The organism is Cupriavidus sp. H19C3, from assembly GCF_049393815.1.
In the GTDB taxonomy this organism is placed as follows: Bacteria; Pseudomonadota; Gammaproteobacteria; order Burkholderiales; family Burkholderiaceae; genus Cupriavidus.
The window spans coordinates 4,143,097-4,164,038 of the sequence record NZ_CP184985.1; the positions used below are offsets into that span (position 1 = coordinate 4,143,097).

Here is a 20,942-nt window from a genome sequence, read left to right on the forward strand (position 1 = left end):
TGCTTCGATCGGAATTGGGGGAGTGCGAGGCGGCTCATGCCTTGCGATACAGACCGTGGCTGGCGATGTAGTGTGCCACGCCGTCCGGCAGTCGGTCATCCGCGACCTCCTCATGCGCCAGACGCTCACGCAGGCCCGTGGACGAGAGGTCGACGGCGAGCGTCTGGTCGATCCACATATGGCCGGAGGGCGAGCATTGTATCAGGTGCGTGTCCGCCAGCCGCGCCGACATCGCCTCCCGTACCGGCCCGTCGAGCGTGGACAGCTCGAAACCCGGGCGTGTGGCGATGCACAGGTGCACATGCTGGAACAGCGCCTCCCAGCCGTGCCAGGTGTGCAGGCGCAGCAACTGGTCGGCACCCATCAGCCACGACATCGAAGCCTCCGGGCCATATTGCTCGCGCAATTGCATGACGGTGTCGATGGTATAGCTGGGGCCGGCGCGATCGACCTCCATCCGGCTCACATGGACGTAGGCCTCGCCGGGAACCACCGACGCCGCCGCGATTTCAGTCATATGCAGGCGGTCTTCGGCGGGCGTGACGTCGCTGCCCTTCTGCCACGACTGTCCGGTCGGTATCCACAGCAGTTCGTCCAGCGCCAGGTGTTCCAGAAACAGTTGCGCGAGGGCGACGTGGCCGCGGTGGGGCGGGTCGAAGGTGCCGCCGAGGATACCCAGTCGATACGGGCGTCCGGGCGGGGCGGTTCGTCGTCGGAAAGCGGGTGCGGATGCCGTCATCGTGTGGGGGCGCTCGCGATCAGGTCCAGTCCCGCGAGGGCAGGAAGTCGGTGTATAAGGCCGCCTCGGCGCTGCCGGGTTCGGGTTTCCAGTCGTAACGCCAGCTGACCTGCGGCGGCATCGACATCAGGATGGACTCGGCACGGCCGCCCGATTGCAGGCCGAACAGCGTGCCGCGGTCGAAGACCAGATTGAATTCCACATAGCGCCCGCGGCGATACGCCTGGAAGTCGCGCTCGCGCTCGCCGTACGGCATGTCCTTGCGCGCCTGCAGGATCGGCAGGTAGGCGTCGAGGAACGCATCGCCGACGGCCTGCATCATGGCGAAGCTCTGCGCGAAGCCCAGCGCCGAGAAATCGTCGAAGAACACCCCGCCGATGCCGCGCGCCTCGCCGCGATGCTTGAGGAAGAAATACTCGTCGCACCATTGCTTGAAGCGCGGATACAGGTCGTCGCCGAACGGCGCCAGCGCCTGGCGGCAGGTGCGATGGAAATGCGCGCAGTCGTCCGCGTTGCCATAGTACGGCGTCAGGTCCATGCCGCCGCCAAACCACCACACGGGCTCCGCATCGGGCTTGACGGCCACGAAGCAGCGCACGTTCATATGGACGGTGGGCACGTACGGATTGCGCGGATGAAAGACCAGCGAGACGCCGGTGGCCTCGAAGCTGCGCCCGGCCAGCTCGGGGCGGTTGGCGGTGGCGGAAGGCGGCAGCGTGTCGCCGCGCACATCCGAGAAACCTACGCCCGCGCGCTCCATCACGGCGCCGCCCTCCAGGATCCGCGTGCGGCCGCTGCCGCGCAGACGTTCCGTGGGCGGCTTCTCCCAGGCATCGGTCAGAAACGGTTGTCCGTCCACTGCAGAGATGGCGTCGGTGATGCGGTCTTGCAGACCGAGCAGATACGTGCGGACTGCCTGGGTGTCGATCGTCATGATAAAGAACGCTTCGCGTCGGGGCTTCGTGACATGCAGCGCAGCGGGGTTACCTGAATGCAGGGTGGCAGCTGGCAGCGTTGCAGTGGCCGAGGCTGGTGGCAAAACCGCCGGCGCTGCGATGAACAGCGTCGGCGGTCATCATGGTGTCACGATTGTACCGGGCTGGCAAAGCCGCGTGCGGCCGGCCCGATGGCGAGTGGCGATAGAAAACGGCGTTAACGCCGAATTGCGCGGTAGCCAATATCGGTGCGGAACTGCATGCCATCGAAGCGAATCTGCTCGACCGCGGCATACGCGTTCTTCTGCGCCGCCTTGACCGTATCCGCCAGGCCCACCACACACAGCACGCGGCCACCCGAGGTCAGCAGCTTGCCGTCCTGCAGCGTGGTCCCCGCGTGGAACGTCACCGCATCCTCGGTTTCGGCCGGAATGCCGGTAATCACGTCACCCTTGCGCGGCGCTTCCGGGTAGTTGTACGCGGCCATCACCACGCCCAGCGCGGTACGGCGGTCCCAGTCGAGTTCGATCTCGTCGAGCTTGCCCGTGACCGCGGCTTCCATCACGTCGACGAGGTCCGTCTTCAGGCGCGCCATGATCGGCTGGGTTTCCGGATCGCCCATGCGGCAGTTGAACTCCAGCGTCTTCGGATTGCCGTCCTTGTCGATCATCAGGCCGGCATAGAGGAAGCCGGTATAGGGAATGCCGTCTTTTTCCATGCCGCGCACGGTCGGCAGGATGATCTCGCGCAGCGCGCGCGCATGCAGCGCGGGCGTGACCACCGGCGCGGGCGAGTACGCACCCATGCCGCCGGTGTTGGGGCCGGCGTCGGCATCCAGCAGGCGCTTGTGATCCTGGCTGGTGGCCAGGGCCAGCACGTTCTTGCCATCGACCAGGACGATAAAGCTGGCTTCCTCGCCGGCCAGGAATTCCTCGATCACCACGCGCGCGCCGGCGTCGCCGAGCTTGTTGTCGGCCAGCATCATGTCGACGGCGTGATGCGCTTCTTCCAGCGACATCGCCACCACCACACCCTTGCCGGCGGCCAGGCCATCGGCCTTGATCACGATCGGCGCGCCTTGCGCATCGATATAGGCATGGGCACGCGCGGCGTCGGAGAAGGTCTGGTAGGCGGCGGTGGGAATGCCGTGGCGATGCATGAAGGCCTTGGCGAAGTCCTTCGACGACTCGAGCTGGGCCGCGGCCCGGGTCGGGCCGAAGATGCGCAGGCCGCGCGCACGGAAGACGTCGACGATGCCCGCCGCCAGCGGGGCCTCGGGACCGACCACCGTGAAGTGCACCGCTTCGCGCTCGGCAAAGGCGGCCAGCACTTCCGGATCGGTCAGCGGCACGTTCTGCAGCCGCTTGTCGAGCGCCGTCCCGCCGTTGCCCGGCGCCACGTACACCACCTGTACCTTGGGCGACTGGGCCAACTTCCAGGCCAGCGCGTGTTCACGACCACCCGAGCCGACAACCAATACTTTCATGATCCACTGCCAGAAAAGAAACGCATGCAAGAAGCGGCAGTCGGACCAGGCCGGACTGCCGCCATGTTTGGGGGCACGGAGGCGTTATTCCTCGATGACCGCGTTGGTGAAGACTTCCTGCACGTCGTCCAGGTTTTCCAGGACATCGAGCAGCTTCTGCATCTTCGCGGCATCGTCGCCGGTAAAGCTCACCTCGTTCTGCGGCTTCATCACCACGTCGGCCACTTCGGCCTTGAAGCCGGCGGCTTCGAGCGCGGTCTTCACGGCCGGGAAGTCGTTGGGCGGGCAGGTGACCTCGATCGAGCCATCCTCGTTGCTCACCACGTCGTCGGCGCCGGCTTCCAGCGCGGCTTCCATCAGCTTGTCCTCGGGCGTGCCCGGGGCAAACAGGAACTGGCCGCAATGGGTGAACATGAACGCCACCGAACCCTCGGTGCCCATGTTGCCGCCATGCTTGGAGAACGCGTGACGGACTTCCGCGACGGTACGCGTGCGGTTATCGGTCAGGCAGTCGACGATGATCGCGGCACCCGCCAGGCCGTAGCCCTCATAGCGGATTTCCTCGTAGTTGGCGCCCTCCAGGCCACCCACGCCGCGCTGGATCGCGCGCTGGATGTTGTCCTTGGGCATGTTGGCGTCCATGGCCTTGTCGATGGACAGGCGCAGGCGCGGGTTGGAGTCGGCATCGCCGCCGCCGAGCTTGGCGGCCACGGTGATTTCCTTGATCAGGCGTGTCCAGATCTTGCCGCGCTTGGCGTCAGCGGCGGCTTTCTTGTGCTTGATGTTGGCCCATTTGGAATGACCGGCCATGATTTCTTCTCTCCGAGGCGGAACAACGCGGCGGCGCGAGGAGGCAGCGTGAGGGCATCAGCGTGCGCGCCATGTGATGAATGTGCCAAGCTGCTGGCTATAATCAGCGCAGGATTTTATCACGCGGCTTGGCCCGCGTTCTGGCCGGGGCAGCGCATGTACTGCCCGGTTGCTGTCCGGTTGCCGTTCGTTTCCTGTCCGCTTTCTGTCCGTTTCCTGTCCGTGTGCTGTCCATTGACAAAATCGAGTTGACCATGGCCGATCCCATCCTCCTTGCCAAGAACGCCGACCAGGAACTGGTCCTGCTGCCCGAGATGGGCAACCGGCACGGGTTGATCACCGGCGCCACCGGTACCGGCAAGACCGTGACCCTGCAAACGCTGGCACAGGGCTTCTCGCGGCTGGGCGTGCCCGTGTTCATGGCCGACGTCAAGGGTGACCTGACCGGCATTTCGCAGCCCGGCCAGCCCTCGGACAAGCTCAAGGCCCGCCTGGCCGAGCACAACCTGCCGGAGCCTGCCTGGGGTGCCTGCCCGACCACGCTGTGGGACGTCTTCGGCGAAAAGGGCCATCCGGTGCGGGCCACCGTCTCGCACATGGGCCCGCTGCTGCTGGCGCGCATGCTGGAGCTCAACGATACCCAGCAAGGCGTGCTCAACCTCGTGTTCCGCATTGCCGATGCCAACGGCCTGCTGCTGCTCGACGCCAAGGACCTGCGCGCGATGCTGCAGTACGTGGGCGACAACGCCTCGCAGTTCACCACCGAGTACGGCAACATCTCGGCTGCCTCGATCGGCGCGATCCAGCGCGGCCTGGTCGCGCTCGAATCGCAGGGCGCCGACCGCTTCTTCGGCGAGCCGATGCTCAATCTCGAAGACTTCATCCAGACCGAGAAGGGGCAGGGCGTCATCAATATCCTCGCCGCCGACAAGCTGATGAACGCGCCGCGCCTGTACGCGACGTTCCTGCTGTGGATGTTGTCCGAGCTGTTCGAGAAGCTGCCCGAGGCCGGCGACCTGGACAAGCCCAAGCTCGTGTTCTTCTTCGACGAGGCGCACCTGTTGTTCAACGATGCCCCCAAGGGGCTGCTCGACAAGATCGAGCAGGTGGTGCGGCTGGTGCGGTCGAAGGGGGTGGGCGTGTATTTCGTGACGCAGAATCCGATCGATATCCCGGACACGGTGCTGGGCCAGCTTGGCAACCGCGTGCAGCACGCACTGCGCGCCTTCACGCCACGCGACCAGAAGGCGGTCAAGGTGGCCGCCACCACCATGCGTGCCAATCCCCGGCTCTCGCTCGAGACGGTGATCGGCGAGCTCGGCGTGGGGGAAGCGCTGATCTCGTGCCTCGATGCCAAGGGCACGCCCGGCGTGACCGAGCGCGCGTGGGTGCTGGCGCCGGGCAGTCGCATCGGTCCGATCACGGACGCGGAGCGCCAGCAACTGATCGCGTCGTCGCTGGTGGCGGGGACGTATGAGAAGACGATCGATCGCGAATCGGCGTACGAGAAGCTGCGTAGTGGCGTTGGCAATGGAGGCGCCGGCAATGGCGACGCGGTGGCGGGCGGTGCGGATGCCAGTGGCGGCAAGGTCGGCAGGCCGGCGCCGTCCGCGCCGGCCGAGGGCGGCGGCTGGCTCGACCAGGCCGGCGACATCTTCGGCACGCTGACCAAGGGTACGGGCAAGAGCGGCCGTGGCGATTCCATCCTGGAGTCGATGGCGAAGTCCGCGGCCCGCACGGTCGGTTCGCAAGTCGGACGCGAGCTGATTCGCGGTGTGCTGGGCAGCCTGCTCGGTTCCGGTCGCAGGAAATAGCGCCGCGGCCTTTCAGCATTGCCCTATATGGGCGGCGCGCTTGGCACGCCTACGCTTGGGCCCCGTTCCAAGCCATCCCGCGTGTCATGAGTCGTTCCCAAAAACCCAGAAAAGCCTATCGTCCGCGCGACGCCAGTCCGCGTGGCGCGCTGCGCCTGCAGCCGTGGAAGCTCAATGCACTGTTCGGCCCGCTCGAACACCTGCTGGCGTCCCTGGAGCGCGGCGATCCGTTCTACGTGACCGATGACGGCGCGCTGTCCTATTTCGTCAAGGGCCAGGGTGCGGCCTATGAGATCGTCGAAGCGATCTTCGGGGTGGTGGAGACCTATGACATTGCCCGGCTGCGCGACCGCGCGTGTCCGGACACTGGCGCGCTGCAACAACTCGCCGAGAAGCTGCGCGCCAGCGCGCCGCTGACCACCGCCGATCTCGACCGGTGCCATGCTTGCCTGGCCCGGCTGCGCGCGTACACGGCGCAGTTATCGCAGGTGACGATGACCGACCTCGTCAATACCGCCGCCATCAAGTTCGCGCTGGACGATCTGCCGGGCTGATGGGCTGGATGGAAAGAAGGGCCGCATGAGCGGCCCTTCTTTTTTGCTGCAAGGAAAGTCGGGCACAGATGAGGATGCCCGGCACGGAGCATAAGGCGGGTGTCTGGGAGTGCTGATAGGTTAAACCTTATTTTCATGTGACAGATTTAAATAAATTCCATGATTTATGTGTAAGTTGTTGAATTAACGGAATAAATAGCATTAAAAAGAGCTGTGCTCCTATGCAACAGCGAGGTCGGTAAAGGCTTGAGTGCATGAATTATTGAATTTCATAATTCCTCCCGCGCAAGAATGGACTTGCGATATGAGCGAGAGAAAGAAGTATGAAATTCAAATTGATTCCCGTTGCCGCCGCAGCCATGCTTTCCACGGGCGCCATTGCACAGTCGAGCGTCACGCTTTACGGCGTACTGGACGCCGGTATCGAATACAAGACCGGGGTCGGCAAGGGCTCGCGCGGCGGCGCGGAAGTGCGCATGATGTCGGGCGGCATGTCCGGCAGCCGCTGGGGCCTGCGCGGCATGGAGGACCTGGGTCGCGGACTGAAGGGTGTGTTCGTGCTCGAGAGCGGCTTCAACATCGATGACGGCAAGTCCGCGCAGGCCTCGCGCCTGTTCGGCCGCAAGGCCTATGTCGGTCTGGCCGGCAACTTCGGCGAGGTGACGCTGGGTCGCCAGGAGACGCCGTTCTACGCGTTCGGCCTCCGCTTCGATCCCATGGCGCTGGCCAACTACTCGCTGGCCACGCAGGACGGCGCGTTTGCCGGCCGGGCCGACAACGCCATCAAGTACGTGGGCACCTTCAGCGGCCTGACCGTGAATGCGCTGTACAGCTTCGGCGCCAACACGGGGGGCGGCGGCTTTGGCGAGGTGCCGGGCCAGTCCAAGATCGGCGCGGAAACGTCGCTGGGCCTGACCTACGCCACGGGCCCCCTGGCCGTTGGCGTGGTGTTCGACCAGACCAACGTCGGTGCGCCCAACGGTACCTATGCCGACCTGCAGCGATCGGCGGACATGAAGACCCGGCGTGCCGCGGTCGGTGCGTCGTATGCCTTCGGTCCGGCCAAGGCGTTCGCGGGCTATCGCTGGGCCAAGGCCTATGATTTCGCCGTGTTGCCGGGTACCGATGGCAAGAACTCGTCGAACCTGTACTGGCTTGGCCTGGGCTACCAGATCCTGCCGGCATTCTCGATGACCGGCGCCGCGTATTACCAGGATGTACGCGGTTCCGGCGCCGATCCGTGGACGTTCGTGGTATCGGCCGACTATGCGTTCTCGAAGCGCACCGACGTGTACTGGAACATGAGCTACGCGGCCAACAAGAATGGCTCGTCCATGGGCGTGGGCGCCAGCGGCATCGGCGGCAGCGGCTATGGCACGGCCGCCGTGGGCAAGAACCAGTTCGGCACGGTGATCGGCCTGCGCCACAAGTTCTAAGCGAAGCGGGTCCGCGCCCCGACTTTCCCGCGCGTCGGGAAGGTCGGGGCGCAGGCGCCCGGTGCCTCAGTTCTTGGTGCCGAACAGCCGGTCGCCGGCATCGCCGAGTCCCGGCACGATATACGCGTGCGCGTCCAGATGGCTATCGAGCGAAGCGACGTAGAGCCGCACACCCGGATGCGCCTTCTGGAAAACCTCCACCCCTTCGGGCGCCGCCACCAGCGCGACGAACGTAATCGCCTCGTCCTTCACGCCGCGCTTCTTCAGCACATCCACCGCATGCACGGCGGAGTAGCCGGTAGCCACCATCGGATCGCACAGGATGAAACTGCGGTCTTCCAGGTCCGGCAGGCGTACCAGGTATTCCACGGGGCGATGCTGCTCGTCCCGATATACGCCGATATGGCCGATACGCGCCGACGGAATCAGCTCGACCAGGCCATCGCTCATACCCACGCCCGCGCGCAGCACGGGCACGATGGTGAGCTTCTTGCCGGCGATCACCGGCGCCTCCAGCGGAACCAGCGGCGTCTCGATATGGCGCGTGGTCAGCGGCAGGTTGCGCGTGATCTCATACCCCATCAGCAGCGTGATCTCGCGTAACAGCTCGCGGAAGGTGCGCGTGGAGGTCTCCTTGTCGCGCATGTGCGAGAGCTTGTGCTGGATCAGCGGGTGGTTGAGGATGAACAGGTTGGGAAAGCGCGGATCTTGTTTCATGGCGGCTGGCAAAAAGAGGCGGGGGCTGGCCCGATGCAGCCGGATTGTAAAGGCAATGCCAGGGCGCGGCCCGGTTTTTGCGCCGGGCCGCCAGACCTTCGTCAACCGCCTCGCCGCGGCCGCCTGGCCGTCAGTCGACCGTAATGCCGGCGGACTTGGCCACCTTGCCGAAGCGCTCGTATTCGGCCGTGGTGAGGCTTTGCAGCTCCGCCGCGCTCGAACCCTTCGGATTGAAGCCGGCCTGGGTCAGCTTGTCGCGCACATCGGGCCGCGCGAGCGCCTCCACAAAGGCCGCATTGAGCGTCTGCACCACCGGCGCCGGCAGATTGGCCGGGCCGTACACGCCGAACCACGGTTCCACCGCATAGCCGGGCAGCCCCGCCTCGGCCAGCGTCGGCACGTTGGGCAGCGACGGGGAGCGCGTCTTGCCGGCCACCGCCAGCGCGCGCAGCTTGCCGGCCTGGATATGCGGCAGTGACGCGGGCAGGTTGTCGAACATCACCTGCAGATGGCCCCCCAGCATGTCGTTGATGGCCGGGCTGCTGCCCTTGTACGGCACGTGCGTCAGGCTGGTCTGCGTCATCTGCGCGAATATCGCGCCGGCCAGGTGCATCGAGGTACCGGTGCCGGCCGTGGCGTAGGTCAGACCCGGATGCGTCTTGGCGTAGGCCACCAGTTCCGGCACCGTCCTGACCGGCAGGGTCTCGCTGACTTCCAGCACGATGGTCGAGGTACCGAGCAGGCTGATGGCCGTGAAGTCCTTGCGCGGGTCGAACGGCACCTGCTTGTAGATATGCGGATTGAGCGCGTTGGTGGAGATCGCGCCAAAGCCGATGGTATAGCCATCGGGCGCGGCCTTGGCCACCGCATCCATGCCGATATTGCCGCCGGCGCCGGGCCGGTTCTCGATCACCACCGGCTGCCCCAGCTTCTCCGCCACGCGCTGGCCGACGGTGCGCGCCACGAGGTCGGTGGTGCCACCCGCCGCGTAGGGCACGACAAAACGGATGGGCTTGGCCGGATAGGTGTCGGCGAAGGCGGGCAGGGCCGGCAGCGTGACGGCGAGCGGTAACAGCAGCGCCGACTGGAGCAGGGCGCGACGACGGGTAAACGGCATGACTGGATTGTCTCCTCTGATCGGGTTGTTCCGGGCAGGTAACGGGCACCGGACGCCGGCCATTGTAGGGGATCGGCCGTCCGTCGTCCTTGCGGCTTTTGCCTTACAATCCCCCGGTCCCGGCGCTGCCGGGAAGCACTACCGAGCGCCCCGTGACCGCATCCCACAAAACCCTGTCTTCGCCTGCCGAGGTGCCTGCCACGCAGCGCTACGGCCTGGCCGTCGCGGCCATCGGCGCCGTGCTGTTCTCCGCCAAGGCGATCGTCGCCAAGCTCATGTACCGCTACAACGTCGATGCGGTCATGGTCATCACGCTGCGCATGCTGTTCGCAGTGCCGCTGTTCATGGTGATCGGCTGGTGGCAGGCACGCAAGCTGCCGCCGCTGTCCTGGGCCGACCGCGGCCGCGTGGTGTTCCTCGGTTTTATCGGCTACTACCTTTCCAGCTTTCTCGATTTTCTCGGTCTGCAATACATCACGGCCGGACTCGAGCGGCTGATTCTGTTCCTGACCCCTTCGTTCGTCCTGCTGACCACCGCGCTGGTGTTCCATCGGCCCATTCACGCACGGCAGTGGATCTCGCTGCTGCTTGCCTATGCAGGTATCGTGCTGGTGTTTGCCCATGACCTCGACGTCAGCGGTGCGCAGGTCTGGCTCGGTGGCGCGCTGGTGCTGGGCAGCGCATTGTCGTATGGTGTGTATCTGATCCTGAGCGGCGAACTGGTGCGGCGCGTCGGCTCGCTGCGGCTGGTGGCGTACGCCATGTGCGTGTCCACGCTATGCTGCGTGATCCAGTACCTCGTGCTGGGCCGGCCGCTTGCCGAGCTCGCGCAGCCGGCACCGGTGCTGTGGCTGTCACTCGTCAATGCGGTGTTCTGCACGGTGTTGCCGGTATCGCTGACGATGGTGGCGGTGGCGCGCATCGGTGCGCCGATGGCATCGCAGGCTGGCATGATCGGACCGGTATCGACGCTCGCACTGGCCTTCTGGCTGCTGGGCGAGCCCGTCAGCGGCGTGCAGCTGGCCGGCAGCGCACTGGTGCTCGGCGGCATGTACCTGCTGTCGGCCCGCAAGAACTGACACGTAACAAGGCAACGGCAATATCCCAAGGAGGAATGAGCAATGGATTTCGGATTGCGCGGTAAACATGCGCTGGTGTGCGGCGCGAGCAAGGGCCTGGGTCTGGCGTGCGCCGACGCGCTGGCGGCGGAAGGTGTCGACGTGGTGATCGTCGCGCGGGGCGCCGAGGCGCTCGAGAAGGCTGCCGCCGACCTGCGCGCGCGCCATGGCCGCCGCGTGATTGCGGTGGCCACCGATATCACCACGCCCGATGGCCGCAAGCAGGCGCTCGATGCGGTGGCCAGGCTCGGCGATCTCGATATCCTGGTGAACAATGCCGGCGGCCCGCCCCCGGGTAACTTCCGCGACTGGGGCCGCGACGAGTGGATCGCCGCCATCGATGCCAACATGCTGACCCCGATCGAGCTGATCAAGGCCACCGTGGACGGCATGATCGCGCGCAAATGGGGCCGCATCGTCAATATCACGAGTGGTGCGGTCAAGGCGCCGATCGACGTGCTGGGCCTGTCCAACGGCGCACGCTCGGGCCTGACCGGCTTTGTCGCCGGCCTCGCGCGTGAAGTGGCGCAGCATGGCGTGACCGTCAACAACCTGCTGCCGGGGCCGTTCAGCACCGATCGTCTCTACAAGACGCTCGAAGGCGGCGCCAAAAAGGCCGGCATCTCGGTCGACGAGGCCGCGCAACGCCGCGCCGCCAGCAATCCGACGCGCCGCTTTGGCGATCCCGCCGAGTTCGGTGCCACCTGCGCCTTCCTGTGCAGCAAGCAGGCCGCCTATATGACCGGCCAGAACGTCCTGCTCGACGGTGGCGCCTATCCCGGAACGTTCTGATGACCCAGTCCGCGACGCCCACCAAAGCGAGGATCGCGCTGATCGCGCACGATCACAAGAAGGACGATATCGTCGCCTTCGCGGCGCGGCATCGGGACTTTCTCGCGCAATGCGATCTGCTGGCCACCGGCACCACCGGTGGCCGCATCGCGGACGAAACCGGACTCGCGGTCACGCGGATGCTGTCCGGCCCGTGGGGCGGCGACCTGCAGATCGGCGCGCAGCTGGCGGAAGGCCGTATTTCGGCGGTGATTTTCCTGCGCGACCCGATGACCCCGCAGCCGCACGAGCCCGATATCAATGCGCTCGTGCGCGCCTGTGACGTCCACAACGTGCCCTGTGCCACCAACCTCGCCACGGCGGAACTGCTGCTCGCGCAGCTATCGGCGGCGCGCTAGCGCGGCCGTACCGTGGTTGCGGCGGCGCGCATCCGGGCCTGCCGCAGGATATGCGGCGGCAGGCGCCGCAACATCAGGTGCACCGCGAGCGGAATCAGCACCACGTCGTCGACGATGCCGAGACCGGCGATCACGTCGGGAATCAGGTCGATCGGAGAGATGGCATAGATGGCCAGGCCGATGGTGGCCGGCCGCAGCCAGGGCGGGGCGTCGGGATGACGCAATGCAAACCACAGCAGTCGCCCGTCACGGCGGACCAGCGTCCACAGGGCAGACAATCGCTTCCACATGATGGGCCTCCTTGATCACGCGGCGCGTGAAATGGCTAACGGCTGAATCGTCAGTCGAATAGCTTGGGCCAATCCGGGGCGCTTCAAGTTCCGGCGTGGGGCCGGCGGCTGGCGTTCCCTCCCGCCTTGCGGACCATGCGGGAGTCAGGCGGAAGGGAACGCCACGCCACCATGGCGCGGCATCGCCGCAACGGCAGTTACCGCACCGTTCAGCCCGGCACGTTGCCTTCCACGCCCTCGACGTAGAACTTCACGTTATGCAGGAAGGCGTCGTCCGCGGTCTGGCCGGCCGCCACCTGTTCCTTGCCCGTGTTGTCCTTGATCGGACCCTTCCAGATCGGTGCCGAGCCGTCGACGATGCCCGCCTTGCGTGCCTCGACCAGCGTCTTCACGTCGGCGGGCACCACCGCGTTGAACGCCTTGAGGTCGATCGCGCCTTCCTTGAGGCCCCACCAGATGGTGCTGTTCTTCCACTGGTTGTTGAGCACATCGTCGACCACCTTGGTGTAATACACGCCCCACGAGATCACCGACGCGGCCAGGTGCGCCTTTTCGCCGAACTTGCTCATGTCGCTGTCCCAGCCAAAGGCATAGATGCCTTTTTCCTGCGCGGTCTGCACCACGGCGGCGGAGTCGGTGTTCTGCATCAGCATGTCCACACCCTGGCCGATCAGCGTGGTGGCGGCTTCGCGCTCCTTGCCCGGATCGAACCACTTGTTGACCCACACCACCTTGACCGTGGCCTGCGGATTGACGCTGCGCGCGCCGAGCGTGAACGAGTCGATATTGCGGATGACCTCCGGAATCGGCACCGAGGCCACCACGCCCATCTTGCCGGTCTTGCTCATCTTGCCGGCCACCACGCCGGCCAGGTACGCGCCCTCATAGGTGCGCACGTCGTACTGGGCAAGATTGTCCGCGGTCTTGAAACCCGTGGCGTGTTCGAACTTGACGTCCGGGAATTCCCTGGCCACCTTCAGCATCGACTCCATGTAGCCGAACGTGGTGCCGAAGATCAGCTTGTTGCCCTGGCTGGCCAGGTCGCGGAACACGCGCTCGGCATCGGCGGCGGACTCGGGCACGTTCTCGACGTAGGTGGTCTTGACCTTGTCGCCGAACTTGGCCTCCACGGCCTTGCGGCCGGCGTCGTGCGCATAGGTCCAGCCGGCATCGCCCACCGGGCCGATATAGACGAACGCGACCTTGAGCGGTTCGCCGGTGGCGGCAGCGGCCGGGGCAGAGGCCGCGCCGGCGGCCGGCTGTTCTTCCTTCTTGCCGCAGCCGCTCAGGGCGAGCACGGCGGCGGCAGTCAGCGCAGTCAAGGCCGCCAGGGTGGTCCTGCGTGTGACAGTCATGATTTCTCCTTGTAGTGTCTTCTGGTGTGATGCGACTGGGTAAAACGGATCAGGCGTTGCCGGGCCGGAACGGCTTGCCCAGCGAGGCCGGCATATTGAGGCGAATCCACGCCGGATTGCGCGAAATCAGCGCCAGCACGACGATCGTCGCCGCGTACGGCAGCATCGACAGGAATTGCGATGGCACCGCGATGCCGATGCCTTGCAGGTAGAACTGCAGGATGGTCACCGCGCCAAACAGCCACGCGCCGATCAGCACGCGGCCCGGACGCCAGGTGGCAAACGTGGTGAGCGCCAGCGCGATCCAGCCGCGCCCCGCGACGAGGTTCTCGACCCACATCGGCGTGTAGACCAGCGACAGGTATGCACCCGCCAGTCCGCAGCATGCGCCGCCGAACAGCAGCGCGCCGAAGCGGATCCATTGCACCGGATAGCCTAGCGCGTGCGCCGATTCGGGCGACTCGCCGATCGCGCGCAGCGTGAGGCCGGCACGCGTGCGGAACAGGAACCACATGATGCCGAAGCACAGCAGCAGGCTGAAATACACCATCCAGTGGTGCTGGAAGAAGGCCGGGCCGACAAAGGGCAGGTCGGCCAGGCCCGGAATCGCCTTGGCCTGCGCGGGCATCGCATAGCCGACGAAGCGCTGGCCCATGAACGCCGACAGGCCGGTGCCGAAGATCGACAGCGCCAGCCCGGTGGCGACCTGGTTGGTGGCCAGCACCAGCGCAAGCCACGAAAACAGCGTGGCCATCACCATGCCGGCCGCGGCGCCCGCCAGAAAGCCGAGCAGCGGCGACTGGGTCTGGTAGCCGACCATGAAGCCGATGGCGGCGGCGACCAGCATCATGCCTTCCGCGCCAAGGTTGAGCACGCCGGCGCGTTCGTTGATCAGCAGGCCGAGCGCGGCCAGCAACAGCGGCGTACCGGCATTGATGGCGGTAGCGATGAGCGGAGCGAGTTGTTCCATCTGACGCTCCTCAGGTCGCGGCCGCGCGCCAGCGCAGGCGGTTGTCGATCAACGTGTCGCACGCCAGCAGGAAGAACAGCAGCATGCCCTGGAACACCCAGCCAATCGCCGACGGCAGGCCGATGCGCGACTGCGCCATCTCGCCGCCGATATAGAACAGTGACATCACGATGCCGCCGAACACGGTGCCGACCGGATGCAACCGGCCGACAAAGGCGACGATGATGGCGGTAAAGCCGTAGCCCGGCGAGATCGATGGCAGCACCTGTCCGATCGGGCCGGTCACCTCGAACGCGCCGGCCAGACCCGCGGTGGCGCCCGAGATCAGCAGCGCGCTCCACAGCGAGGCGCGCGCCGAGAAGCCCGCATAGCGCGCCGCGGCCGGCGCGGTGCCACCGACCTGCAGGCGGTATCCGGCAAAGCTGCGGAACACGAAGACCGTCATCGCCACCACCAGCACCAGCATCACGGCAAAGCCCGCATGCAGGCGCGAGCCCGCCAGCAGGTTGGGCAGCAGGAACTCGGGCGAGAACACCTTGGACTGCGGAAAGTTCATGCCTTGCGGATCCTTGAGCGGGCCGTTCACGACCCACAGGATCAGTTGCTGGGCGATATAGGTGAGCATCAGCGAGACCAGGATCTCGTTGGCGTTGAAGCGGTCCTTGAGCCAGGCCGTGAGCGCGGCCCACAGCATGCCGCCCGCCATGCCCGCGAGCGAGGCCAGCACGAGCACCGGCACGCCGCCGATGGTGTGGCCCGGCACATCGAAGTACAGCACGGTAGCGCCGGCGCAAATGCCGCCGAGGATCAGCTGGCCATCGGCGCCGATATTCCAGATGTTGGCGCGATAGCAGACCGCCAGGCCGAGCGCGCACAGTACCAGGGGCACGGTCTTGAGCAGCACCTCGCCGATGGCGCGGCGGTCCTTGAGCGGATCGACCAGGAACACCTTGAGCGCCGCCATCGGGTCCTTGCCGAGCGCGACAAACAGCAGCGCGCCAAACAGCAGCGTGAGTGCCAGCGCGATCAGCGGCGAGGCGTAGGCCATCGTGCGCGAAGGTGTGCCGCGCGGCGCCAGCATCAGGGGCAGGCGATGGTCAGCCATGGCGTGCCTCCATCCCGGCGCGATCGGCGGCCGCACCGGCCCCGGCGAGTTCGCGCGCGGGCCCGCCTTCCCACAGTCCGCTCATCCACAGGCCGACCTGCTCGCGCGTGGCCTGGTCCACCGCGATCGAGGGCGACAGGTGGCCCTTGGCGATCACGTGCAGGCGGTCGCAGAGCGCGAACAGTTCGTCGAGCTCCTCGGAGACCACCAGCAGCGCGCAGCCGGTGGCCTTGAGCGCGAGCATCTCGTTGTGAATCTGCGCGGCGGCGCCGACGTCGACGCCCCACGTCGGTTGCGCCACGATCAGCACCTTCGGTCCGGCCTCGATCTCGCGGCCGACGATGAATTTCTGCAGATTGCCGCCCGAGAGGCTGCGCGCCAGCGCGGCCGGCCCGCTGGCCTTGACGCGGAAGCGCTGAATCACCGCGGCGGCCAGGCCGGCCGCGGCTGTGGGCGAAATCATGCCGCCCCGCACGAACGGCGGGGTCTGGTGCGAGAGCAGGGTATTGGCGGCCAGGCTCATGCCCGGCACCGCACCACGGCCAAGGCGCTCCTCGGGCACGAAAGCGAGCCCTGCGCGGCGGCGCGCGCGCGCATCGAGCCGGCCGACCGCGCGGCCGTCGATCTGGATGGCCGCAGCAGTCGCGCGCGGGTCCTCGCCGGACAACGCGCCGAGCAGCTCCTGCTGGCCATTGCCGGACACGCCGGCGATGCCGACGATCTCGCCGGCATGCACGTCGAGCGCGATGCGCTGCAGCTCGGTGGCAAACGCATGCGCGCGCGGCAGCGACAGATCGCGCACCGCCAGCCGCAGCGGTCCGCGCTCGGTGGCCACACGCGCCTCGCGCGGCGGCTCGCCACCGATCATCAGGCGCGAGAGCGAGGCCGCGCTTTCCTCGCGCGGATCGCATACGCCGGTGACGCGTCCCATGCGCATGACCGTCGCGGTATGGCACAGCGCGCGGATTTCGTCGAGCTTGTGGCTGATATAGAGAATGCTGGTGCCTTCGGCCGCCAGCTGGCGCAGCGTGACGAACAGCGTTTCCACCGCCTGCGGGGTCAGCACCGAGGTCGGTTCGTCGAGGATCAGCAATTGCGGCCGGGCCAGCAGCGCGCGCACGATTTCCACGCGCTGGCGTTCGCCCACCGACAGCGTATGCACGTGCCGCTGCGGTTCCAGCGGCAGGCCATAGCGCGCCGCGGTGTCGCGGATGCGCGTGGCCAGCTGCTGCAGGTTGCCGACGTCGCGCGGCGGCAGGCCCAGCGCGATATTCTCGGCGACGGTCAGCGTGTCGAACAGCGAGAAATGCTGGAACACCATGGCGATGCCCAGGTTGCGGGCGTCGTGCGGGCTGGCGATCGACACCCGTGCCCCGTTGAAGTGCACTTCGCCGGCGTCGGGACGTACCGCGCCGAAGATGATCTTCATGAGGGTGGATTTGCCGGCGCCGTTTTCGCCGAGTACGGCGTGGATCTCGCCCGGGGCGACGGTCAGGCTGACGTCGTCGTTGGCGATCACGCCGGGATAGCGCTTGGTGATATGGCCAAGCGCCAGCCTGGGAGGGGTCTGTGATGTCACTGAGGCGGCTCGAATTGTTGTGGGCAGCAACGTTGATGTCGGACGACCGACGGTCGGGCAGGCGAGCGCGTGACAGCGGGGCGCGCGTGCGAGCTTGGCGCACGGCACGGTGACGACCATCACGATGTTCGCATGCCCGACATTCGCTGCGGATTATATAAGTGTGCGGGGCGCCGGCCCGGTGTTTTGGCGTCGCGCCAGCCCCTGCAACGGTTGGGGGAGATTGCAATTCGCATGCCGGAATAAAAAAAGCCACGGCGCGGGCCGTGGCGGGTGGAGGGGTTAGCGGGGACATGGCCCCGGGCGAGTGCGCGGCTGGCGCGTCCGGGCTGTGTGCCCGCCCGGCGCGCTCGGCCATGCGCGAAACGGTACGCCCGACGGTGCTCCCGACGGTGCGCCCGGTCAGCCGGTCAGCCGGTCAGCCGGCGCGCGCCTCCATCTCGATGCTGGCAAAGCGTCCTTCGCGGAAGTCGGCCAGGGTCTGGTAGATCTGTTCCTGCGTGTTCATCACGAAGGGGCCGTACTGCGCGATCGGCTCGTTGAGCGGCTGTCCCGCGATCAGCAGGAAGCGCGCGTCCTCGCTTGCCGTCACCACCACGCCGTCGCCGGTGCCGGTGTTATCCAGCACCCCCATGCGCTGCGCCTCGACCACGGCGGCGTCGCTGCCGCTGCCGACCTTGACCTCGCCGCGATACACGTAGAGAAACGCGTTATGGCCCGTCGGCAGCGTTTGCGCAAAGCGCGCGCCCGCCGGCAGATGGACGTCCAGGTACAGCGGTTCGGTCACCGGCCGCGTGACCGCGCCGGTGATGCCGTGCGAGTGGCCGGCCAGCACGCGTAGCGTGCCGCCGCCCGGCAGCGTCACGGTCGGCACGTGCTGCGACGGCACGTCGCGGTACCAGGGCGCCGTCATCTTGTCGGCGGCCGGCAGGTTCAGCCAGAGCTGGAAGCCTTCCATGCGGCCTTCTTCCTGCTCGGGCAATTCCGAGTGGACCACGCCCGAACCCGCCACCATCCATTGCACGCCGCCGTTCTCGAGCAGGCCTTCGTGCCCGGCGCTGTCGCGATGGCGCATGCGTCCGGCCAGCATGTACGTGATGGTTTCGAAGCCGCGGTGCGGGTGATCGGGAAAACCCCCGATGTAGTCGTCCTTGTTGTCGGTGCCGAATGCATCGAGCATCAGGAACGGGTCGAGCCGGCGCTGCAGGTTCTGCGTCAGCACGCGCGTCAGCTTGACGCCGGCGCCGTCAGAAGTGGCCACGCCTCGCACCACGCGATCGACGGTGCGCGAGCGCTGGACGGACTCGGCGGTGGTGACAGTGGTGGCAGGGGTGTTGCGCACATCCATGATGCTTCTCCTGAGTTAGTGTGTACCCCTGCAATTTAAGGGTTTGGCGGAAATCCGGTAGACGGCATGCGGGCAAAAGATTGTTCCGCTGATGGGACGAAGATCGCTTTTCATGCGTTTCCGTGCAACGGCGGAATGGTGACGCAACGCCCGTGCAGAAGAAGGAGGCGACGGATGGCGCGATGTGCCGACGGTGGCCGGATTTCGCGGGTCCGCGGGCGCGGATGACATGATGACAGAACTTGTGTAGAATAGCGGCCTCTTTATCATACGTTGCGATACGTTCGTAACGCAGTATCGTCACCTGGCCACCCCGCCGCGTTGGTTTGAGCTCAAGTTGGCTGGAGCTTGAACCGGCTGGATCTCAAGTTGGTGAGATCCGCCAACGTCGCTGGTTGCGCCGCTACCCGGAACCGTCCGCCCTCGCGTGGCGGTTCCATCCGATGGGTTCGCACGGACCTGCTCCCTGACGGTTGCGCCCGCCTCGCGGTCTGCCGGCCGGACCATCCCGTGCAATCCCAACGTCCGTCCGCCGGCGCCTGTGCCGGCCATGGCGGCAAGGCAATCTGAACCGGGCCCTGGCGGGCATCCCCCTGAAGTCGAGGGACGCCGGGCCATTTGTTTTTCACTGTCGTCATGTGGCGATTCAATCTCACGAATCGGCCATGGACTGCCTTTGGAAAAGGAGCTATGCCCCAACAAGCCGCACGTTTCACGTCCCGCCTGCGGGCCACCATGCTGGCCGCCGCCCTGGCCGCTGCCCTCGGCGCCCTGGCCATCTGGATCGGCCCCGACGTCATCGCCGCGTATCGCGAACGCCTGCTGTACGACCTGGCCGACCATCTGCGCCTGGTGGCGATCTCGATGAGTCTGGCGCTGGCCACCGGCATCCCCGCGGGCATCGGCCTGTCGCGGCCCTGCATGCGGCGCTGGGCCGATCGCCTGATGCAGGTGTTCAACGTCGGCAATACGGTGCCGTCGCTCGCGGTGCTGGCGCTGGCGCTGGCCGTGCTGGGCATCGGCGAGCGTCCCGCCATTCTCGCGCTGTGGCTGGCGTCGCTGTTACCGATCGTACGCAACACCTACGAAGGCCTGCATAGCGTTTCGCCCGCACTGCGCGAGGCGGCGCGCGGCATCGGCATGACCCCGCGCCAGCGCCTGCTGCGCGTCGAATTGCCCAATGCGCTGCCGGTGATCCTCGCGGGTGTGCGCATCAGCCTCGTGATCAATGTCGGCACGGTCCCGCTGTCGTTCCTGATCGGCGCCAACAGTCTCGGCGAGCTGATCTTTCCGGGCATCTACCTCAACAACCAGTCGCTGCTGCTGCTGGGCGCCGCGGCCACCGCGCTGCTGGCGCTCGCGCTCGATGCGCTGTTCGCGTACGCGGGGCATGTCTACCTGCGCCGCCGCGGGCTGGCCAACTAAGGGAAGGGGAAGACTTTCATGGATTGGAAACCACGCGCGGAGCGCCGCGCATTCTGGATCTTCGCCATCGTCGGCGCCATTGTCGCGGGCATCCTGCTGAGCACGGCGCCGGCACGCGCCCAGCAGCCCGGCCCGACGCTCAAGGTGGGCGGCAAGAACTTCACCGAGCAACTGATCCTGTCGTCGATGACCTCGCAGTACCTGCGCGCCAAGGGCTTCGGCACCGAGCTCACCGCGGGCCTTGGCAGCACGCTGATGCGCCAGGCGCTGGAGTCGGGCCAGCTCGACGTGGTGTGGGATTACACCGGCACCGCGCTGATCGTGTTCAACCAGGTCCAGGAAAAGCTCGACGGGCCCGAGAGCTACGCGCGCGTGAAGGCGCTCGACGCGGACAAGGGCCTGGTCTGGCTGGCGCCCTCGCGCATCAACAACACCTATGCGCTGGCCATGCCGCGCGCGCGGGCCGAGGCCGCCGGCGTGACGACCCTGTCGGCGCTGGCGGCGCGCATGCGCGCAACGCCCGACGAACGCCATCCACTCGCCGTCGACATGGAATTTGCCGCGCGGCCCGATGGACTGGAACCGCTCAAGGCCGCCTACGACCTGCCGTTCACGCGCCGCGACGTGATTCAACTCGACCCTGGCCTGGTCTACACCGCGCTCAGGAACGACCAGGTCGAGCTCGGGCTGGTCTACACCACCGATGGCCGCGTCAAGGGCTTCGACCTCGAGCTGCTCGAAGACGACCTGCACTTCTTTGCGCCGTACAACGCGGTGCCGGTGGTGCGCAAGGCGGTGCTCGACGCGCATCCGCAACTGGCGGAACTGCTCGATGCCCTGGCCGCCACGCTCGACAACGAGGCCATGACGACCATGAACTATCAGGTCGATATCGAGCAGCAGCCGGTGGACAAGGTGGCCGCGGAATTCCTGCGCGGCCACGGCCTGATCTGA

General features: G+C 66.6%; 20 protein-coding genes. 8 read left to right on the top strand and 12 right to left on the bottom strand.

The window, feature by feature from the left end:
• Nucleotides 1-34 precede the first annotated feature (34 nt).
• The 4 genes from DFLDMN_RS19125 to DFLDMN_RS19140 form a co-directional block, all read right to left on the bottom strand.
• A complete protein-coding gene (locus DFLDMN_RS19125; protein WP_423196420.1) occupies nt 35-739 on the bottom strand; it encodes a nicotinate-nucleotide adenylyltransferase in 705 nt (234 codons plus the stop codon).
• Between the two features lie 19 nt (nt 740-758).
• Nucleotides 759-1,673, bottom strand: coding sequence for an oxygen-dependent coproporphyrinogen oxidase (gene hemF / locus DFLDMN_RS19130; RefSeq protein WP_423196421.1), 915 nt, complete (start codon nt 1,671-1,673; stop codon nt 759-761).
• 218 nt (nt 1,674-1,891) lie between these two features.
• Nucleotides 1,892-3,160 (bottom strand): phosphoribosylamine--glycine ligase, encoded by a 1,269-nt coding sequence (gene purD / locus DFLDMN_RS19135; protein WP_423196422.1) that lies wholly within the window; start codon nt 3,158-3,160, stop codon nt 1,892-1,894.
• Nucleotides 3,161-3,244: 84 nt separating this feature from the next.
• The gene (locus DFLDMN_RS19140) at nt 3,245-3,970 is read right to left on the bottom strand and encodes a YebC/PmpR family DNA-binding transcriptional regulator (RefSeq protein ID WP_423196423.1); all 726 of its coding nucleotides are present in this window, start codon (nt 3,968-3,970) and stop codon (nt 3,245-3,247) included.
• Nucleotides 3,971-4,224: 254 nt separating this feature from the next.
• Between DFLDMN_RS19140 and DFLDMN_RS19145 the strand changes: the two genes are divergently transcribed.
• The 3 genes from DFLDMN_RS19145 to DFLDMN_RS19155 all read left to right on the top strand — a co-directional run bounded on the left by DFLDMN_RS19145 (nt 4,225) and on the right by DFLDMN_RS19155 (nt 7,774).
• On the top strand, nt 4,225-5,784 hold the full coding sequence (locus DFLDMN_RS19145) for a helicase HerA-like C-terminal domain-containing protein (protein ID WP_423196424.1): 1,560 nt from the start codon (nt 4,225-4,227) through the stop codon (nt 5,782-5,784).
• A gap of 86 nt (nt 5,785-5,870) precedes the next feature.
• Nucleotides 5,871-6,338 (top strand): hypothetical protein, encoded by a 468-nt coding sequence (locus tag DFLDMN_RS19150; RefSeq protein ID WP_423196425.1) that lies wholly within the window; start codon nt 5,871-5,873, stop codon nt 6,336-6,338.
• A gap of 323 nt (nt 6,339-6,661) precedes the next feature.
• Complete coding sequence (locus tag DFLDMN_RS19155) at nt 6,662-7,774, top strand: porin (RefSeq protein ID WP_423196426.1); 1,113 nt, start codon at nt 6,662-6,664, stop codon at nt 7,772-7,774.
• A 66-nt stretch (nt 7,775-7,840) separates the two neighbouring features.
• Here the strand turns inward: DFLDMN_RS19155 and upp are convergent, their stop codons facing one another.
• Both upp and DFLDMN_RS19165 read right to left on the bottom strand, forming a co-directional pair.
• Entirely contained in the window at nt 7,841-8,491 is a 651-nt protein-coding gene (gene upp / locus DFLDMN_RS19160) for a uracil phosphoribosyltransferase (protein WP_423196427.1), read from the bottom strand.
• A 130-nt stretch (nt 8,492-8,621) separates the two neighbouring features.
• Entirely contained in the window at nt 8,622-9,608 is a 987-nt protein-coding gene (locus tag DFLDMN_RS19165; protein ID WP_423196428.1) for a Bug family tripartite tricarboxylate transporter substrate binding protein, read from the bottom strand.
• A gap of 191 nt (nt 9,609-9,799) precedes the next feature.
• Between DFLDMN_RS19165 and DFLDMN_RS19170 the strand changes: the two genes are divergently transcribed.
• The 3 genes from DFLDMN_RS19170 to DFLDMN_RS19180 are packed head-to-tail and all read left to right on the top strand — an operon-like array spanning nt 9,800 to nt 11,916.
• Nucleotides 9,800-10,687 carry a DMT family transporter gene (locus DFLDMN_RS19170; RefSeq protein WP_423198482.1) on the top strand — a complete coding sequence of 296 codons (888 nt, stop codon included), beginning with the start codon at nt 9,800-9,802 and terminating at the stop codon, nt 10,685-10,687.
• Nucleotides 10,688-10,729: 42 nt separating this feature from the next.
• Nucleotides 10,730-11,518, top strand: a complete 789-nt coding sequence (locus DFLDMN_RS19175; protein WP_423196429.1) for an SDR family oxidoreductase — start codon at nt 10,730-10,732, stop codon at nt 11,516-11,518.
• On the top strand, nt 11,518-11,916 hold the full coding sequence (locus DFLDMN_RS19180) for a methylglyoxal synthase (RefSeq protein ID WP_423196430.1): 399 nt from the start codon (nt 11,518-11,520) through the stop codon (nt 11,914-11,916). Before DFLDMN_RS19175 ends, DFLDMN_RS19180 begins: the two co-directional genes overlap by 1 nt.
• On the opposite strand, the gene DFLDMN_RS19185 is transcribed toward DFLDMN_RS19180, so the two are convergent.
• The 6 genes from DFLDMN_RS19185 to DFLDMN_RS19210 form a co-directional block, all read right to left on the bottom strand.
• Entirely contained in the window at nt 11,913-12,206 is a 294-nt protein-coding gene (locus DFLDMN_RS19185) for a YkvA family protein (RefSeq protein WP_423196431.1), read from the bottom strand. The two genes, DFLDMN_RS19180 and DFLDMN_RS19185, sit on opposite strands and share 4 nt — an antisense overlap.
• 209 nt (nt 12,207-12,415) lie before the next feature.
• A complete protein-coding gene (locus tag DFLDMN_RS19190) occupies nt 12,416-13,561 on the bottom strand; it encodes a BMP family ABC transporter substrate-binding protein (RefSeq protein ID WP_423196432.1) in 1,146 nt (381 codons plus the stop codon).
• A gap of 49 nt (nt 13,562-13,610) precedes the next feature.
• Nucleotides 13,611-14,531 carry an ABC transporter permease gene (locus tag DFLDMN_RS19195; RefSeq protein ID WP_423196433.1) on the bottom strand — a complete coding sequence of 307 codons (921 nt, stop codon included), beginning with the start codon at nt 14,529-14,531 and terminating at the stop codon, nt 13,611-13,613.
• A 10-nt stretch (nt 14,532-14,541) separates the two neighbouring features.
• Nucleotides 14,542-15,636, bottom strand: coding sequence for an ABC transporter permease (locus DFLDMN_RS19200; RefSeq protein ID WP_423196434.1), 1,095 nt, complete (start codon nt 15,634-15,636; stop codon nt 14,542-14,544).
• Nucleotides 15,629-17,215: an ABC transporter ATP-binding protein gene (locus tag DFLDMN_RS19205; protein WP_423196435.1), complete on the bottom strand. Its 1,587-nt coding sequence runs from the start codon at nt 17,213-17,215 to the stop codon at nt 15,629-15,631. Before DFLDMN_RS19205 ends, DFLDMN_RS19200 begins: the two co-directional genes overlap by 8 nt.
• 418 nt (nt 17,216-17,633) lie before the next feature.
• On the bottom strand, nt 17,634-18,563 hold the full coding sequence (locus DFLDMN_RS19210; RefSeq protein ID WP_423196436.1) for a pirin family protein: 930 nt from the start codon (nt 18,561-18,563) through the stop codon (nt 17,634-17,636).
• A 735-nt stretch (nt 18,564-19,298) separates the two neighbouring features.
• Here DFLDMN_RS19210 and DFLDMN_RS19215 point away from each other — a divergent pair.
• Together DFLDMN_RS19215 and DFLDMN_RS19220 are read left to right on the top strand one after the other, a co-directional pair.
• Nucleotides 19,299-19,988 carry an ABC transporter permease gene (locus tag DFLDMN_RS19215; RefSeq protein ID WP_423198483.1) on the top strand — a complete coding sequence of 230 codons (690 nt, stop codon included), beginning with the start codon at nt 19,299-19,301 and terminating at the stop codon, nt 19,986-19,988.
• An 18-nt stretch (nt 19,989-20,006) separates the two neighbouring features.
• Nucleotides 20,007-20,942: a glycine betaine ABC transporter substrate-binding protein gene (locus DFLDMN_RS19220; RefSeq protein ID WP_423196437.1), complete on the top strand. Its 936-nt coding sequence runs from the start codon at nt 20,007-20,009 to the stop codon at nt 20,940-20,942.